This is a genomic window from Crossiella sp. S99.2 (genome assembly GCF_023094165.1).
Classification (GTDB): Bacteria; Actinomycetota; Actinomycetes; order Mycobacteriales; family Pseudonocardiaceae; genus Crossiella.
The window spans coordinates 336,952-353,272 of sequence record NZ_JALMDK010000001.1; the positions used below are offsets into that span (position 1 = coordinate 336,952).

Here is a 16,321-nt window from a genome sequence, read left to right on the forward strand (position 1 = left end):
TGTGACCCTTGACACCGGCGGGACGGACGCTACAGCATTAGCGCGCTCCAACCAATAGAGCGCTCTAACGCAAAGTAGCGTTGACCAGGACGGAGATCCCCGGATGCGGATCGGAGTAGCGGGCGTCGGGCGTATCGGCACCATGCACGCCACGAACCTCGCCACGTTGCCCTCCCTCGACGAGGTCGTGCTGTTCGACCCGGTGCCCGGCCGGGCCGCGGCCTCGGCGGCCGCGCTGGGCGGGCGGGCCACGGCGGTGGACACCCTCGACGAGCTGCTCACCGCGGCCGACGGGGTGCTGCTGGCCACCCCCACCGACACCCACCCGGAAATGCTGCGGCGGGCCATCGCCGCCCGGGTGCCCACCCTGTGCGAGAAGCCGATCGCCGGTGACCTGGACACCATGCGCGCCCTGGTCGCCGAGGTCGAGGCGTCCGGGGTGGAGGTGCTGGTCGGCTTCCAGCGCCGGTTCGACCCGGCCGTGGTCGAGTTGCACCGCCGGATCCGCGCCGGTGAGCTGGGCACCGTGTACCTGGCCAGGGCCATCGGCCACGACGCGCAGCCGCCGGACTTCGGCTACCTGCCCGCCTCCGGCGGCATCTTCCGCGACCTGCTGATCCACGACCTGGACGCGGTGCCGTGGCTGCTCGGCGAGCCGGTGGTGGAGGTCTACGCCTCCGGCTCGGTGCTGGTGCACGAGGCGTTCGCGCAGGCCGACGACGTGGACAACGCCGTGGTCACGCTGCGCTTCGCCAGTGGCGCGCACGCGGTGCTGGCCGGTGGCCGCCAGGACGCGCTCGGCTACGACCACCGGATCGAGGTGCTCGGCAGCAAGGACTCCCTGGCCGTCGGCGTCGACCCGCGCACCCCGCTGACCTCGCTGGAACCGGACGGCCCCCAGGTCGCCCCGGATGCCTACCCCGGCTTCACCGAACGCTTCCACCGCGCCTACCTCAACGAGATGGCGGTGTTCACCGACGTGGTCGCGGGCAAGGCGCAGAACCCCTCGCCGGCAAGGGAAAGCCTGATCAGTCTGGAACTCGCACTGGCCTGCGAGACCTCCCGCCGCTCCGGCCAGCCGGTGCGCCTGGCGAACGCGGCGGTGACCGCGTGAGCGCCCCGAAACTGGCCGGTGCGCCCATTTCCTGGGGCGTGTGCGAGGTCCCCGGCTGGGGGCACATGATCGACGCGGACACCGTGCTCGGCGAGATGGCCGCACTGGGCCTGACCGCCACCGAACTCGGCCCGCCCGAGTACCTGCCCACCGACCCGGCCAAGCTGCGCGAACTGCTCGGCGGCCACCGGCTGAGCATGATCGGCGGCTTCCTCGCCGTGGTGCTGCACGAGAACTCCGTCGAACAGTCCACAGTGGACGAAGCCGAACGGACCGCCGCGCTGCTGGCCGCCACCGGCGCCGAGGTGCTGGTGCTGGCCGCGGCCACCGGCCTGGACGGCTACGACGAGCGCCCCGCGCTCACCGACGCCGAATGGGCCACCCTCATCCGAGTCTCCGGGCGGATCCGCGATATCGCCGCCCGGCACGGCCTGCGCACCGTGCTGCACCCGCATGTGGGCACGCACATCGAGCGCAAGGCCGAGGTGGAGCGGTTCCTGGCCGACTCCGACCTGGAACTGTGCCTGGACACCGGGCACCTGCTGATCGGCGGGACCGATCCGGTCGAACTGGCCCGCGAGCACGCGGGGCGGATCGGCCACATGCACCTCAAGGACGTCCGGGCCGAGGTGGCGGCACGGGTTCGCGACGGCGAACTCCCGTATGCCACCGCCGTAGGCCAGGGACTGTACGTGCCGCTCGGGGACGGTGACGTGGATATCGCAGGCATCGTGCGTTTCCTGCGCGATGCGGGCTACCAGGGCTGGTATGTCCTGGAGCAGGACACCGCGTTGGCCGAGGGCGACGCCGACGCGGCCGCGCGACCGAAGAAGGACACCGCGCGGAGCCTTGATCATCTCCGCCCCCTGTTCGGCTGAATCTGGGAAGGACGACGATGTCCAAGCTCTCTCGCGGCGCACTCACCGCCGCGGCCGCAAGTCTCCTGCTGCTGACCGCGTGCAGCGGTCCGGCCGGCTCCAACTCCGGCGCCAACACCAACTCCGGCCAGCCCTCGGGCGGCCCGCTGCGGATCGCGGTGATCTCGCACGGCACCGCGGGCGACTCCTTCTGGAACGTGGTCAAGAACGGCGCCGAGGCCGCCGGCAAGGAACTCGCGGTCACCGTGGAGTACAACTCCGACGGCGACCCGGCCGGTCAGGCCAAGCTGATCGACAACGCGGTGGCCCAGCAGGTCGGCGGCCTGGTGGTGTCCATGGCCAACCCGGACGCGCTGCGTGACTCGGTCAGCAAGGCCACCAAGGCGGGCATCCCGGTGATCACCATCAACTCCGGTGAGGGCCGCAGCGCCGAGTTCGGCGCGGTCACCCACGTCGGTCAGAACGAGGGCATCGCAGGCGAGGACGCGGGCAAGCGGCTCAAGCAGGCGGGCAAGTCCAAGCTGCTGTGCGTGATCCACGAGGCCGGCAACATCGGCCTCAACCAGCGCTGCGACGGCGCCAAGCGCGGCTTCGGCGCCACCTCCAACCTGCAGGTCGACATCAGCAACCCGACCGACGCACAGGCCCGGATCAAGGGCGCGCTGCAGTCCGATCCGGCCATCGACGCGGTGCTCACGCTGAACCCGCAGGTCGCGGCCAACACGGTGAACGCGATCAAGGAGTCGGCGAGCAAGGCCCAGGTCGCCACCTTCGACCTCAACCCGGACGTGGTGGCCGCGATCAAGGCCGATCAGGTGCTCTTCGCCGTCGACCAGCAGCAGTACCTCCAGGGCTACCTGCCGGTGGTCTTCCTGAAGCTGTACCGGGACAACGCGAACACCGTCGGCGGCGGCCGCCCTGTCCTCACCGGGCCCGGCTTCGTTGACAAGTCCAATGTGGACGCGGTCGGCAAGAATGCGGAACGGGGGACCCGCTGACATGGCGATCGCCGTTGGCAGCCTTGACGAACGAGTGACCAGGAAGGGCCCGCTGGACCGGCTGGTGGCCCGGCCGGAGCTGGGCTCGGTGCTCGGCGCGCTGGCCGTGCTGATCTTCTTCTCGGTGCTCACCGAACGGTTCCTGACCCCGCTCGGTGTGGCCACCTGGCTGGACGACTCGGCCACCCTGGGCATCATGGCGGTCGCGGTGGCGCTGCTGATGATCGGCGGCGAGTTCGACCTCTCCGCCGGCGTGATGACCGCCTCCACCGCGCTGGTCACCGCGATCCTGGCCACCAAACTCGGCTGGAACACCTGGCTGGCGATCCTCGCCTCGCTGGTGTTCGCGCTGGCGGTGGGCGCGCTCAACGGCTGGCTGGTGATGCGCACCGGCCTGCCCAGCTTCATCGTCACCCTGGGCACCTTCCTGGCCCTGCAGGGGCTCAACCTGGGCATCACCCGCCTGGTCACCGGCACCGTGCAGGTCTCCGGCATGCGCGCCGCGGACGGTTACGCCAGCGCTGGATTCCTGTTCGCCTCCACCATCGACATCGGCGGCACCACCTTCCAGATCTCCATCATTTGGTGGCTGCTGGCCGCCGCGGCAGCCAGCTGGCTGTTGCTGCGCACCAGGTTCGGCAACTGGATCTTCGCCGTGGGCGGGGCCGCGCCGAGCGCCCGCGCGGTCGGCGTGCCGGTCATGCGCACCAAGATCCTGCTGTTCATGACCACCGCCTTCGCCGCCTGGCTGGTCGGCACCATCAACATCCTGCGTTTCACCACCGTGCAGGCCAACCAGGGCATCGGCCTGGAGTTCCAGTTCATCATCGCCGCGGTGATCGGCGGCTGCCTGCTCACCGGCGGCTACGGCTCGGCCATCGGCGCCGCGATCGGCGCGCTGATCTTCGGCATGGCCCGGCAGGGCATTGTCTTCGCCCGCTGGGACAGCGACTGGTTCCAGCTCTTCCTCGGCGTGATGCTGCTGGCCGCGGTGCTGGTCAACAACACCTTCCGGCGGCGCGCGGAAAGGGTCCGGAAATGAGCACACCACTGCTTGAGGTCCGTGACGTCGGCAAGCGCTTCGGCAGCGTGATCGCGCTGCAGGAGGTCTCCACCGTGGTCAACGCGGGCGAGGTCACCTGCGTGCTGGGCGACAACGGCGCAGGCAAGTCCACGCTGATCAAGATCCTGGCCGGCGCGCACCAGCACGACGAGGGCGAGTTCCTGCTCGACGGCGTGCCCACCAAGCTGGCCTCACCGCGGGAAGCGCTGGACCGGGGCATCGCCACGGTGTTCCAGGACCTGTCCGTGGTGCCGCTGATGTCGGTGTGGCGCAACTTCTTCCTCGGCTCCGAGCCCACCACCGGCTGGGGCCCGCTGCGCCGCCTGGACCGCCGCGCTGCCCGGGAGACCACCCGGAAAGCGTTGGCGGACATGGGCATCGACCTGCGCGACGTGGAACAGCCGGTGGGCACCCTCTCCGGCGGCGAGCGGCAGTGCGTGGCGATCGCCCGCGCGGTGCACTTCGGCGCCAAGGTGCTCATCCTGGACGAGCCGACCGCCGCACTCGGCGTGAAGCAGGCCGGGGTGGTGCTCAAATACGTGGCCCAGGCCAGGGATCGCGGCCTCGGCGTGGTGCTGATCACGCACAACCCGCACCACGCCTACCCGGTGGCCGACCGGTTCCTGCTGCTCAAGCGCGGCCGCAGCCTCGGCTGCTTCGACAAGCCGGACATCACCCTGGCCGAACTGACCAGGCAGATGGCAGGCGGCGCCGAACTGGAGGCCCTGGAACACGAGTTGCGCGGGGCGGTGTCGTGACCGGGCTGGAGATTCTCACCGTCGGCCGGGTCGGCGTCGACCTGTACCCGGAGCAGTCCGGCGTGCCACTCGCCGAAGTGCGGACCTTCGCCAAGTCCCTCGGTGGCACGGCGACCAACGTCGCGGTGGCGGCGGCCCGGCTGGGCCGTCGCACCGCGGTGCTCACCAAGGTCGGCCCGGACGGCTTCGGCGACTACGTCCGGCAGGCCCTCACCGGCTTCGGCGTGTTCCCGGATCACGTTGGCACGGCGGCGGATCTGCTCACCCCGGTGGTCTTCTGCGCGCTGGACCCGCCGGAGGACCCGCCGCTGCTGTTCTACCGCCTGCCCACCGCCCCTGACCTCACCCTCACCGCCGACGATGTCCCGTGGGAGGTGGTCGAACAGGTCCCGCTGCTGTGGGTCACCGGCACCGGCGTGTGCGTCGAACCCGCCCGCGGCACCCAGCGGGCCATGCTGGAACGTCGCGGCCGCCGCGCGCACACCGTGCTGGACCTGGATTACCGGCCGATGTTCTGGTCCGATGTGGACAGTGCGCGGCGGGAGATCGGCTGGATGCTGGACCACGTCACGGTCGCGGTCGGCAACCGCACCGAGGTCGAGGTGGCCGTGGGCACCGCCGACCCGGACGAGGCCGCCGCCCGGCTGCTCGACCGCGGCCTGTCCCTGGCCCTGGTCAAGAAGGGCGCCGAGGGCGTTCTTGTGGCCACGCAAGAGGGTTCCTGGACCGTGCCACCGTGCCCCGTCGAGGTCGTCTGCGGTCTCGGCGCGGGCGATGCCTTCGGTGGCGCGCTGGCGCACGGCCTGCTCGCGGGCTGGGAGCCGGTGCGCATCGCCGAGTACGCCAACGCCGCGGGCGCGCTGGTCGCCTCCCGGCTGGCTTGCGCGGACGCCATGCCCACCCCGGCCGAGATCAACGAGCTGCTGGAGCGAGTGTGATCACCGATCAGCGCTGGGCCGACCTGTTGCGCACCAGGGCCACCGACCCCGGTGCGGTCGGCCGCGCCTACGCCGCCCGGACCAGGCGAAACCTGTTCGCGGGCAAGGAAACCCTGTTCCTGGTCGCCGCCGACCACCCGGCTCGCGGCGCGCTCGGCGTCGGCGCGGACCCGCTGGCCATGGCCGACCGGCGTGGCCTGCTGGAGCGGCTGCTCGTCGCGCTGGCCAACCCCGAGGTGGACGGTGTGCTCGGCACACCGGACGTGATCGAGGAACTGCTGCTGCTGGACGGCTTGCACAACCGGGTGGTCATCGGCTCGATGAACCGCGGTGGCCTGGCCGGGGCCTGCTGGGAGATCGACGACCGCTTCACCGGGTACGACGCACAGTCCATTGTGGACTATGGCCTGGACGGCGGGAAGATGTTGCTGCGCCTGGTCGACGACGACCCCGGCACCATCCCCACCCTGGAATCCTGCGCGAACGCGGTGTCCCAGCTCGCCGGGCACGGCCTGATGGCGATGGTCGAACCCCTGCCGTACCAACGCCTCGACGGCAAACTGGTGCTCCAGGAGGACACCGCCGCGCTCTCCCGCGCGGTCACCATCGCGGCCGGTCTGGGCGTCACCTCCGCGCACACCTGGCTGAAACTGCCCGCCCCGGCCGATCCGGCGGTGCTGGACGCCACCACCCTGCCCATCCTGCTGCTCGGCGGCGTGCCCTCGGGCAACCCGGACACCGACCTGGAGACCTGGGGCCCGCCACTGCGGCACCCGGCGGTGCGCGGTCTGGTCGTGGGCCGCACCCTGCTCTACCCGCCCGACGGCGACGTGGCCACCGCGGTGGCCAAGGCCGCCCAGCTGCTCAAGGAGATCCCGGCGTGAACCTGCACCGCCCACTGGGAACGCTCAGCGACGGCGCCGACCCGATCCACCTGACCCCGTCCGACGCGGGCTGGACCTACACCGGCCTGCGCGTGCTCACTCTGGCCCCCGGCACCCCCAGGGTGATCGAGACCGGCGAGTTCGAGGCGTTCGTGCTGCCCCTGGCCGGTGGCTGCGTGGTCGAGGCCGACGGCGAGCGCTTCGAGCTGACCGGCCGCGACTCGGTGTTCACCAGGGTCACCGATTTCGCTTACGTGCCAAGGGATGCCACCGTCACGCTGACCTCGGCCGCCGGTGCCGAGATCGCGCTGCCGATGGCCCGCTGCACCCGCCGCCTCACCCCGAAATACGGCCCGGCCGAGGGCATCCCGGCCGAGACCAGGGGCGCGGGCAACGCGAGCCGTCAGGTCACCAGCTTCGGCGTGCCCGGCGTCTGGGAGCACGCGGACAAGCTCAACGCCTGCGAGCTGATCACCCCGGACGGCAACTGGTCCTCCTACCCGCCGCACAAGCACGACGAGGCCAGCGACTGCGAGGTGGTGAACGAGGAGATCTACTACTTCCGCATCGCCGCCCGCGACCAGGTCACCCCCTCCCGGGAGGGCTTCGGCTTCCACCGCACCTACACCGCCGACGGCGAGATCGACGAGGACGTGACCGTCCGCGACGGCGACGTCTTCCTGGTGCCCCGCGGCTATCACGGCCCCTGCGTGGCCGCCCCCGGCTACCCGATGTACTACCTCAACGTGCTGGCCGGACCAGCCGAGGAACGTTCGATGGCCTTCTGCGACGACCCGGCGCACACCTGGATCAGGGACTCCTGGGCCGATCAGCAGACCGATCCGCGCTGCCCCGTGACCACCGCCGCAGGCCGCACCGACCGCTGAGGAGCGCCCCCGTGTCCACCGTGAAGCTGACCACCGCCCAGGCCCTGGTGCGCTGGCTGATCGCCCAGCGGACCGAGCTGCTGACCGGCGAGCAGGCCCCGCTGTTCCCCGGCGTGTTCGCCATCTTCGGCCACGGCAACGTGCTCGGCCTGGGCAACGCCCTGGAAGAGCACCGGGAGCAGCTGCCGGTCTGGCGTGGCCAGAACGAGCAGGGCATGGCCCTGGCCGCGGTCGGCTACGCCAAGGCCACCCACCGCCGCCAGGTCATGGTGGCCACCAGCTCGGTCGGCCCCGGCGCGCTGAACATGGTCACCGCCGCGGGCGTGGCGCACGCCAACCGGCTGCCGCTGCTCCTGCTGCCCGGCGACACCTTCGCCGGCCGCGCGCCCGACCCGGTGCTGCAGCAGGTCGAGCACTTCCACGACCCGACCGCCACGGTCAACGACGCCTTCCGCGCGGTCAGCCGCTACTTCGACCGCATCAGCCGCCCGGAACAGCTGCTGTCCACCCTGCCCCAGGTGGCCCGGATCCTCACCGACCCGGCCGACTGCGGCCCGGTCACCCTGGCCCTGCCCCAGGACATCCAGGCCGAGGCATACGAGTTCCCTGCCGCGCTGTTCGAGCCGGTCCTGCATGTGGTCCCGCGCCCGCGCCCGGACACCCGCCAGCTCGCGGCCGCCGCGGAAACCCTGCGCGCAGCCCAGCGTCCGCTGATCGTCATCGGCGGCGGGGTGCGCTACTCCGGCGCGGGCAGCAAGGTGCTCCACTTCGCTCAGCAGCACGGCATCCCGGTCACCGAGACCACCGCGGGCCGCACCCTGGTGCCGCACGAGCACCGCCTGCACGCCGGTCCGCTCGGCGTCACCGGCTCCACCTCGGCCAACACCCTGGCCGCGCAGGCCGACGTGGTGCTGGCCATCGGCACCCGCCTGCAGGACTTCACCACCGCCTCCTGGACCGTGTTCGCCCCGGAGGTCCGGATCATCAGCCTGAACACCGCCCGCTTCGACGCGGTCAAACACGCCGCCCAGGAACTCGTCGCCGACGCCCAGGAAGGCATCCGCGAACTCGGCCACGCCCTGGGCGCCTGGCAGGCCGCGGCATCGTGGACCGCCCAGGCCGAGGCCGAACGCGCCCAGTGGGACAACCACATCGAGTCCCTGCGCACCACCCCGGCCGACCTGCCCACCTACGCCCAGGTGGTCGGCGTGGTCAACGAGGAGTCCGGCAAGCACGACTACGTGATGACCGCCTCCGGTGGCCTGCCCGGCGAGCTGATCGGCGGCTGGCGGGCCAAGGGCGCGCAGACCATGGACGTCGAGTACGGCTTCTCCTGCATGGGCTACGAACTCGCCGGCGCCTGGGGCGCGGCCATGGCCAGGGCGGAAACGCACCCGGACGGCGTGGTCACCACCCTGCTCGGCGACGGCTCCTACCTGATGCTCAACGCCGAACTGTTCTCCGCCGCCTTCGCCGGCCACGGCTTCGTCGCGGTGGTCTGCGACAACGACGGCTACGCGGTGATCAACCGGCTGCAACAGGGCCAGGGCGGCGCCGGCTTCAACAACATGTACGAGCACTGCCGCTCCGCCACCGGCGGCAAACCCCGGGTCGACTTCGCCGCACACGCCGCCAGCATGGGCTGCGCGGTCACCGCGGTGGACAGCCTCACCGGCCTGGCCCAGGCATACCGCCAGGCCAAACACACCGCGCGCACCGAACACCGCCCCGCCGTGGTGCTCATCCGCACCCATCCGTCCTCCTGGACCGAGGCAGGCGCCTGGTGGGAGGTCGGCGTGCCCGAGACCTCGCACCGCGCCGAGATCACCGCCGCCCACACCGCGGCGCAGGACAGCAAACGGGCCCAGCTCCGTTATCTGAGCTGAGCCCGTTCGCCGATCCGCTGATCAGCCGAAGAAGATCGAGGAAATGTCGTTGTCAAAGCCGACCTTCGTCAGGTCCGCGATATCGGCGTCCACCGCCAGCGACTTGCCCTTGCAGTTCTTCTCGGTCCAGATCTTCACCGGGCCGCCGGAAATCTGCAGCGAAGAGGTGACATTGTCCCGGGCCACATTCTGGCAACCCGGCCCGGCCAGACCCTGGGACGCGCCATTGTCACTGAAATTCGCGTCATCGTGCAAAACAGCGGAACCGCGTCCACCCGCCGAAGTGGTCGGGCTGGCCGTCGGCTGACCGGCCTTCTTGCCGTCCGGGGTAATGCCGAACCAGGTGCCGCCCACACCCTGACCCTTGGCATCACCGGGCTTGAGGTCCTTGTTGAACCGGTACAGCGGCCAGCCCTTGAGAGTCAGCTGGCGGGTGCCGTCCGGCCGGGTCACGGTGCCGACCGCGGAGCGCTGCACGCCGTCCACGAACACCCGGCCACCCTTGGCGAGCAGCACTGGCGGCCAGATCTTGGCGCACTCGTCCACACAGGTGGTCTTCGACGGCTTCGCGGTGTCCTTGTCGAACCGGTACAGCGTGAACCCGCCGCCGTCGACCACCACCGGGTCCAGCGCCCCCGCCTTGCCCGCGGACAGCTGAACCCATCGCTGCGCGGCGGCCGAATCAACGGATTCGCCGTTGTCCCGCCGCTTCACCCAGTCCCCGGTATTGATCGCGGCTTTGTTCCCCTGCGCCGTCCCGGACAGCAACTGAATACCTTCCGGATTTGCCTCCTGGGCCGTATCCGGTGCCGCCGCGGTATTCGCCACATTTTCCACTCCGCCGCCACTGCACGCGGAAAGGGTAATGGTGCCCGCGGTCAAGACGGCAGCAAGCATCGCAAAGCGAGTTCGAGACATTGACGCACCCCTGAGTTCTTCGGACCCAGGTCGCTCCCAAGTCCGGCGCCCTTTCAAACGCCGGTGGAGCCAACACGGTTCAACGCAGCTTTGTGACCCCGGTCACTCCCGCGCCAACCGGCGCAAACGCACCCCGAGCATCACCAGCACGATCCCCCACAGGATCGCGAACGCGGCGATGGTCACGATCAGCGCCACCGCCCCCTGCCCAGGGAAGGCGAACAGCAGGAACCCCAGCACCACCGACAGCGCGCCGCTGACGAACAGCAGCCACTCCCCGGTGATCACCTTCCGCAGCTGCCACCCGGTGGCGATCTCCAGCACCCCGGTCACCACCGCCCAGGCGCCGATCACGAACAACAGCGCCAGCGCCGTGATCCCCGGCCAGAACAGGGCCACCAGCCCGGCCAGCACACCCAGCCCGCCGAGCAGCCCCACCAGCCACCGGTCCGCCGCGGGCGCTGCCCGGTCCGCCGCGGCGCCCGCGATCGCGGCCACGCCGTCCACGAGGGTGTAGAAGGCGAACAGGAACACCAGCACCAGCACCGTGACCCCGGGCCAGAGCAACCCGATCACGCCGAACAGGATCGCGGCCACGCCGCGCACGACCACCAACCACCAACGCCGCAGCAGCAAGTCACCCATGCCCGGCATTGTCGACCCACGCCAGGTCATCGGCCATTCGGCGCAGGGCAGCAACAAGCGCCGAAGCGGTCCCTGCGCACTGCGCCAACTCGGGGAAGCGCGACCCAACCATGAAGGCGCGCACTAGGCGGTGGCCGGGAAGATCGGCCACCGCCTAGTGCGCGTCATTCAACGCCGGTCGTCTTGTCCGTCGTCGTACGAGTCGTCGACGCGGTCCTCATCGGACCGGTCGCCATCGGACTGATCGCCACTCGACAGTTCGCCGCCCGACAGCTCGCGCTGCAGGGCGTCGAAGTCCGTGGACCGAGTGCTGTATTTCAGCTCCCGGGCCACCTTCGCCTGCTTGGCCTTGGCACGGCCGCGCCCCATGGCTCGACCCCCTCGCACAGGGACGGGGGCGGCCGGGGGAACGGCGGCCCCACTCGTCTCAACGGTATTTTCCTGGCCGCCACAGTACCGTGTCAGTGCCCCGGATCGCGACGTGGCCACGCCTGTGCAGGCGTGCGTCACACCACCTCCGCCGACCGGGGTGCGGCCCTGCTCTGCCCGCGTGGCACGATTCCGGCGTGCCACGTCCGTTCGTCGCCTACCTGCGGGTGTACGAACCACTGTCCGTGCTGGAACAGCCGTTGCGCGCCCAAGTGGAGCAGGCTCTTGGGGTCGGCGGGACGGCGCGGAACGCAGTGGGTGACCGAGAACGCGAACTGTGGCTTCGATCACAGTTGGCCGCTCCGCCACGCCTCCTGCCTGCCGACACGGTCGGCGCGCAACCGCTGGACGTGCTGGTCCTGGACCCGGCCGAGGTTCCGCTGGCCGAGGGCACGGAGATCGGCCCCGGACCCCTGGTCTGCCCCCTGGACGTCCGGGCGCGCAGCGCGGCCGGACTGGTCGGCTTCGTCGGCACCGCCACCCTGCCGTTACTGGACGCCGCCCTGCAGCAGCCCGCAGACGTGGTGAAGGCTCGCGCGGCCGCTGCCCTGGCGGAGATGCCCGGCGGCGCCGCACACGTCATCTCGGCCACCTGGAGCGTGCCGCTGCCCTGGTTCGCCATGGTCGAACCCGAGGCCCGGCACCTAGTGCTGGCCGCCCCGGACGACCCGGACCGGATGTGCTGCTGGCGGATCGGCATGACCGACGCGCGCAGCCGGGTCTCGCACGCCTTCACCGTGGTGCACAACGCCCTCGGCGAGGAGAGCCCGGCCAAGGTGCTGCGCGACACCGGCCGCTGGCTGGCGCACTTCCACCCGCGTTCGGTGGTCGAACTCGACTACGGCGGCCTGGTCCAGCTCATCGACGACGACACCCTGCTCGCCGACACCTCCGCCCAGGACGTCCAAGCCGTGATCGCGGCCCTGGAAGCCGGCGACGCCGAGGAAGTCGCTGAGCGCTACGCCGAACTCCGCGAGTTCTGGGACGAACTCGTCAACCGGGAACAACACAACTAGCTGTCACATTGGCGCGCTCCGCGCGCGGGATTTTTCGCTCTTGAGTCGCCTTGTCGTGCATCCGCCGCACGCGAAGCAAGCTTCGGATGCGTCGGACGCACGACAAGGCAACGCGAAAAATCGGCACCCCGCCGCCGGTGAAGAGCCCGCCGTGTCGCTGCGCGCCACGCCTGTTTCGCAACAAGTGGGGTCGTCGCCGCGTTGTGAGGATCTAGCGACCCTCTCTCAGGCCCCGCAGCACCACCCAGGCCAGGCCGCCGCCCGCTGCCGCCAGTAACAGCGCCGCCGGCCAGGACACCGCCGTGGCCACCCAGCCCGCCGTGGCCGGGGTGAGTGCCGCACCCACGTAGTTCGCCGTGTTCTGCATGCCCAGTGCCACCCCGGTGCGCTCCGGCGGAGCCATCTCCCCGGCCGCGGTCAGCGCCAGCCCGTTCCAGCTGATCGCCAGCCCCACCGCGGGCAGCAACAGCGCGACCAGCACCCACACCGGCACCGTGCCCGCCAGTGGGTCCAGCACCGCGGCCAGGGTGAACAGCGCCAGGATGCCCAGGGCCACGATCCGCAGCGGACCCAGCCTGCTGCCCGCCCGGTCCGACCACACCCCGTTGCCCAGCCTGCCCGCGCCGCCCAGCACCTGGGCCACCGCGAGCAGTCCACCCGCCGCCGCCAGCGAGAGCCCGTACCGGTGCAGCAGTTCCACCAGCATCGAGGCGCCCACGAACTGCGGCACCACCAGCAATCCGCTGGCCAGGCTGATCCGCAGCATCCGGCGGTCGCGCAGCAGGCCGAGGCCGCCGAGTGAACTCGCCGGGCGGGTCCGGCCAGGGGGTTCGCGCACCCAGATCGCCACCGCCACCCCGGTCACCGCGTTCAGCGCGGCCAGCGCCAGGAACGCCGCCGGGGCCTGCCACCAGGCCGCCACCGCGGGCAGCAGCACCGCGGCCAGGGCCGCGCCGAGCGGGGTCGCGGTCTGCCGCACGCCCATGGCCAGGCCGCGCTGGCGGTGCGCGAACCAGGTCATCACGGCCCGGCCGCTGGCCGCGTTGGTGCTTGCCCCGAATATTCCGGAGGCCAGCAGGGCCAGTCCGGCCGGCACCGGGGAGTCGACCAGCCCGGCCACCGCCAGACAGCCCGCGGTCCCGAACAGGCCGACGGTCATCACCAGCCGTTCGCCGAAGCGGTCCGCGGCCAGCCCCCAGGCGACCAGCGCGAGCACGTTGCCCAGGTTCACCGCGCCGACCAGCAGCCCCACCTCGGCCAGGTCCAGCCCGAAGTGGGCGCGCAGCTGCGGGGAGATCGAGGGCAGGCCGAGGAATCCGGCCGCGTTGACCCCCTGCGCGAGCGCGCCGACGGCCAGCACGACCCAGCGGTACCCAGAGGTGGTCACGCACCGCACGCTAGATCGCCCGCCCACGATCCGGGAGGGCTTTCTCGGTGACTGAGATCAGAAAACGCCGGGCAGCAGCCGGGCGGAGCCGACCGGGCGACCGCCGCCGAGGATCGGCTCCTCGGCCAGTTCGGCCAGCTCAGGGGTTCCCGCGCCGAGGAAGCGGAGCGCGCCCGCCATCACCGGCAGCCGGGCCCGCTGATGCCCGTCGTCGATCTTGATCGCGATCGCGGTGCCGTCCGGCAGCGCCGCCCCGTACACACCCTCCGCGCCGGCCTTGGACAGCAGCCCCGGCACCGCGTTCATCAGCCGGGTGTCCTCGCGGCCGGTGCCGGCCACCATGAACGGGTTGGCCCGCATGGCATCGGCGATCCGCCGCTCGTGGCTGCCTTCGGCGCCCTGCACCAGCTTGCCGAAGGCCCTGGCCAGCCCCACCAGGGACAGCCCGAACATCGGCGCGCCGCAGCCGTCCACCGTGGTCACCGTGATCGGCTCCTCGCCCAGGTCGGCCATGGTGTCCCTGATGGTGACCTGCAGCGGGTGCGAGGGATCGGTGTAGTTCGCGGTGTTCCAGCCGCGCTGCACGCAGGTGGTCAGCATGGCCGCGTGCTTGCCGGAGCAGTTCATGGTCACCGGCTCGGCCTTGCCGCCCGCGGCCAGGATCGCGTCCGCGGTGGCCTCGTGCACCGGCAGGTCCGGCGGGCAGCGCAGATCGGCCTCGGACAGCCCGTGCTTGGCCAGGATGGCGCGCACCCTGGCCACCTGCTCCGGCTCGCCGTTGTGCGAACCGCAGCCCAGCGCCAGATCGACGTCATCTGGCAGGTCCAGGCCGCAGCGCAGCATGCCCAGGATCTGGAACGGCTTGTTCGAGGAGCGGGGCAGCACGATCTGCCGTCCGTTGCCGCGCACGTGCCGGAGCACGCCGTCGGGCCGGACGATGACCACCGAACCGCGGTGCACTCCTTCCCGGAAGCCGGAACGGACCACCTCGACCAGTTCGGTGCTCAGGGCTACTCCTCCTCGCGTGGCTCCACGACCGGCTGCCGGGTGCGTTGCGCGTTCAGCAGCTCGTCCACCGAGGCGCCGCCGTCCCGGTAGCGCCGCGCGATCTCCTCGTTCAACCGGTCCACGACCAGCTGAACCTCGCGCCGGTGCCTGGACACGGCTTCTTCCTCGGCTCTATAGGCTCGCAGGGTCTCCAGCAGCTTGTCATCGGAGAGCGATGTGACATCCGACAAGTCCACGTCGGAGACCAGCGCCTCCACATGCCGCCGGTGCGCCTCAGCCCTGGAGGGCTCCTGGGTCTGGTAGCGGCCGAGCCCGGTCGCCGGGCCCACCGCGTTCTTGGCCAGGATCGCCACCAGCTGCTCCACCACCGAGGTCGACCCGCCGTCCCGCCGCCGCTGCTGTTCGGCCTGCACGATGTCTATCCGGCCGTGCAGCAGCCTGCGCACGTAGGACAGGTCGGTCTCCTCCTGCGCGGCCTCGTCCCGCAGCGCGCGCACCTCGTTCAGCGCTCGCTGCTCACAGTCCTGGGCGTAGTCCGGGGCGAGCACCCGGTCGATGCGCCGGCGCCCACCTGGACGGACCTCCATCACGTGACCATCCTGCGGGACGTTTCGGTCAGCCGCCAACAATCGTTTCGCCTCTCCCGGTTATTCACCCAGCCTGACGCACCCCGAGCAGCTTTCGGGCCTGCTCCGGCGTCAGCGGGGGACGTTGGGCAATCCTGGACACGGCCGCGGCCCGCGCGACGAGCTGGGCGTTGTCCCGGACCCGCTCGCCCTTGGCATAGGAGAGCGTGTCCTCCATCCCGACCCGCAGATGACCGCCCGCGGACAAAGAGGCGAGCAGCACGGGCAACGTGCTCCTCCCGACCCCGGTGGCGGAGAAGGTAGCGCCCTCCGGCAGCAGCCGCAGCGCCGCGGTCAGCGTGGTGATGTCGCCCGGCATCCCGCCGGGCACGCCCATGACCAGGTCGACGTGCACGTGCCCGCCCGCAGGCAGGCCGTGCTGGTCCAGCAGCCGCTGCAGCGAGGAGAGCTGACCGAGGTCGAAGATCTCGTACTCGGGCACGATCTGGCGTTCCTGCATCCGCTTGTGCAGCTCGACGATGAACTCCCAGCGGTTCATGAACACCGCCTCGCCGAAGTTGACCGTGCCCATGGTGCAGGAGGCCGAGTCGGGCAGCGCGTCCAGCACCGCCAGCCGGTCCTCCTCCGCGTCGGTCACCGCGCCGCCGGTGGAGAGCTGCACGACCAGGTCGGTCTCCGAGCGGAGCGCGTCCACGGTCTCCTTGAGCCTGCCGAGGTCGAGCGTGGGCTCGGCGTCATCGTCCCTGATGTGCACGTGGATGAGCCCTGCCCCGACCCGCTGGCAGTCCGCGGCCGTCCTGACCAGCTCGTCCAGGGTGACCGGAAGGTTGGGGACCTCGGCCTTCTCGTGCTCGGCCCCGGTGGGGGCGACCGTGAGCAGAGTGCCGGTGGTGGGCGACGGCGCTGTCATGGCCCGGATCCTGCC

17 protein-coding genes are annotated in these 16,321 nt (G+C 71.1%); 10 read left to right on the forward strand and 7 right to left on the reverse strand.

The window, feature by feature from the left end; translation table 11 throughout:
- The first annotated feature begins 103 nt into the window (after positions 1-103).
- The 9 genes from MZC64_RS01555 to iolD all read left to right on the forward strand — a co-directional run bounded on the left by MZC64_RS01555 (position 104) and on the right by iolD (position 9,406).
- On the forward strand, positions 104-1,114 hold the full coding sequence (locus tag MZC64_RS01555; RefSeq protein WP_247755297.1) for a Gfo/Idh/MocA family oxidoreductase: 1,011 nt from the start codon (positions 104-106) through the stop codon (positions 1,112-1,114).
- A gap of 65 nt (positions 1,115-1,179) precedes the next feature.
- Positions 1,180-1,992, forward strand: a complete 813-nt coding sequence (locus tag MZC64_RS01560) for a TIM barrel protein (protein WP_247756191.1) — start codon at positions 1,180-1,182, stop codon at positions 1,990-1,992.
- A gap of 17 nt (positions 1,993-2,009) precedes the next feature.
- Positions 2,010-2,990 carry a sugar ABC transporter substrate-binding protein gene (locus MZC64_RS01565; RefSeq protein WP_247755298.1) on the forward strand — a complete coding sequence of 327 codons (981 nt, stop codon included), beginning with the start codon at positions 2,010-2,012 and terminating at the stop codon, positions 2,988-2,990.
- Between the two features lies 1 nt (position 2,991).
- Positions 2,992-4,032 (forward strand): ABC transporter permease, encoded by a 1,041-nt coding sequence (locus MZC64_RS01570; RefSeq protein WP_247755299.1) that lies wholly within the window; start codon positions 2,992-2,994, stop codon positions 4,030-4,032.
- A complete protein-coding gene (locus MZC64_RS01575; protein WP_247755300.1) occupies positions 4,029-4,811 on the forward strand; it encodes an ATP-binding cassette domain-containing protein in 783 nt (260 codons plus the stop codon). Before MZC64_RS01570 ends, MZC64_RS01575 begins: the two co-directional genes overlap by 4 nt.
- Entirely contained in the window at positions 4,808-5,749 is a 942-nt protein-coding gene (iolC, locus tag MZC64_RS01580) for a 5-dehydro-2-deoxygluconokinase (protein WP_247755301.1), read from the forward strand. The genes MZC64_RS01575 and iolC overlap by 4 nt, the downstream gene beginning before the upstream one ends.
- Positions 5,746-6,633, forward strand: coding sequence for an aldolase (locus MZC64_RS01585; protein WP_247755302.1), 888 nt, complete (start codon positions 5,746-5,748; stop codon positions 6,631-6,633). Before iolC ends, MZC64_RS01585 begins: the two co-directional genes overlap by 4 nt.
- On the forward strand, positions 6,630-7,520 hold the full coding sequence (iolB, locus tag MZC64_RS01590; protein WP_247755303.1) for a 5-deoxy-glucuronate isomerase: 891 nt from the start codon (positions 6,630-6,632) through the stop codon (positions 7,518-7,520). The genes MZC64_RS01585 and iolB overlap by 4 nt, the downstream gene beginning before the upstream one ends.
- 20 nt (positions 7,521-7,540) lie before the next feature.
- Positions 7,541-9,406: a 3D-(3,5/4)-trihydroxycyclohexane-1,2-dione acylhydrolase (decyclizing) gene (iolD, locus tag MZC64_RS01595; RefSeq protein ID WP_247756193.1), complete on the forward strand. Its 1,866-nt coding sequence runs from the start codon at positions 7,541-7,543 to the stop codon at positions 9,404-9,406.
- Between the two features lie 21 nt (positions 9,407-9,427).
- Here the strand turns inward: iolD and MZC64_RS01600 are convergent, their stop codons facing one another.
- The 3 genes from MZC64_RS01600 to MZC64_RS01610 all read right to left on the reverse strand — a co-directional run bounded on the left by MZC64_RS01600 (position 9,428) and on the right by MZC64_RS01610 (position 11,338).
- Positions 9,428-10,324: a hypothetical protein gene (locus MZC64_RS01600; protein ID WP_247797652.1), complete on the reverse strand. Its 897-nt coding sequence runs from the start codon at positions 10,322-10,324 to the stop codon at positions 9,428-9,430.
- Between the two features lie 102 nt (positions 10,325-10,426).
- Positions 10,427-10,969 carry an HdeD family acid-resistance protein gene (locus MZC64_RS01605; protein WP_247755305.1) on the reverse strand — a complete coding sequence of 181 codons (543 nt, stop codon included), beginning with the start codon at positions 10,967-10,969 and terminating at the stop codon, positions 10,427-10,429.
- 168 nt (positions 10,970-11,137) lie between these two features.
- Positions 11,138-11,338: a DUF3073 domain-containing protein gene (locus MZC64_RS01610; protein WP_185000755.1), complete on the reverse strand. Its 201-nt coding sequence runs from the start codon at positions 11,336-11,338 to the stop codon at positions 11,138-11,140.
- 197 nt (positions 11,339-11,535) lie between these two features.
- On the opposite strand from MZC64_RS01610, the gene MZC64_RS01615 reads away from it, so the two are divergent.
- A complete protein-coding gene (locus MZC64_RS01615; protein ID WP_247755306.1) occupies positions 11,536-12,414 on the forward strand; it encodes a hypothetical protein in 879 nt (292 codons plus the stop codon).
- Positions 12,415-12,625: 211 nt separating this feature from the next.
- Here the strand turns inward: MZC64_RS01615 and MZC64_RS01620 are convergent, their stop codons facing one another.
- The 4 genes from MZC64_RS01620 to MZC64_RS01635 form a co-directional block, all read right to left on the reverse strand.
- Positions 12,626-13,801: an MFS transporter gene (locus MZC64_RS01620; RefSeq protein ID WP_247755307.1), complete on the reverse strand. Its 1,176-nt coding sequence runs from the start codon at positions 13,799-13,801 to the stop codon at positions 12,626-12,628.
- A gap of 57 nt (positions 13,802-13,858) precedes the next feature.
- On the reverse strand, positions 13,859-14,797 hold the full coding sequence (locus tag MZC64_RS01625; protein ID WP_247756195.1) for an asparaginase: 939 nt from the start codon (positions 14,795-14,797) through the stop codon (positions 13,859-13,861).
- A 14-nt stretch (positions 14,798-14,811) separates the two neighbouring features.
- Positions 14,812-15,399 (reverse strand): aerial mycelium formation protein, encoded by a 588-nt coding sequence (locus MZC64_RS01630; RefSeq protein ID WP_185000752.1) that lies wholly within the window; start codon positions 15,397-15,399, stop codon positions 14,812-14,814.
- A gap of 61 nt (positions 15,400-15,460) precedes the next feature.
- Entirely contained in the window at positions 15,461-16,306 is an 846-nt protein-coding gene (locus tag MZC64_RS01635) for a 3-keto-5-aminohexanoate cleavage protein (RefSeq protein WP_247755308.1), read from the reverse strand.
- Positions 16,307-16,321 lie beyond the last annotated feature (15 nt).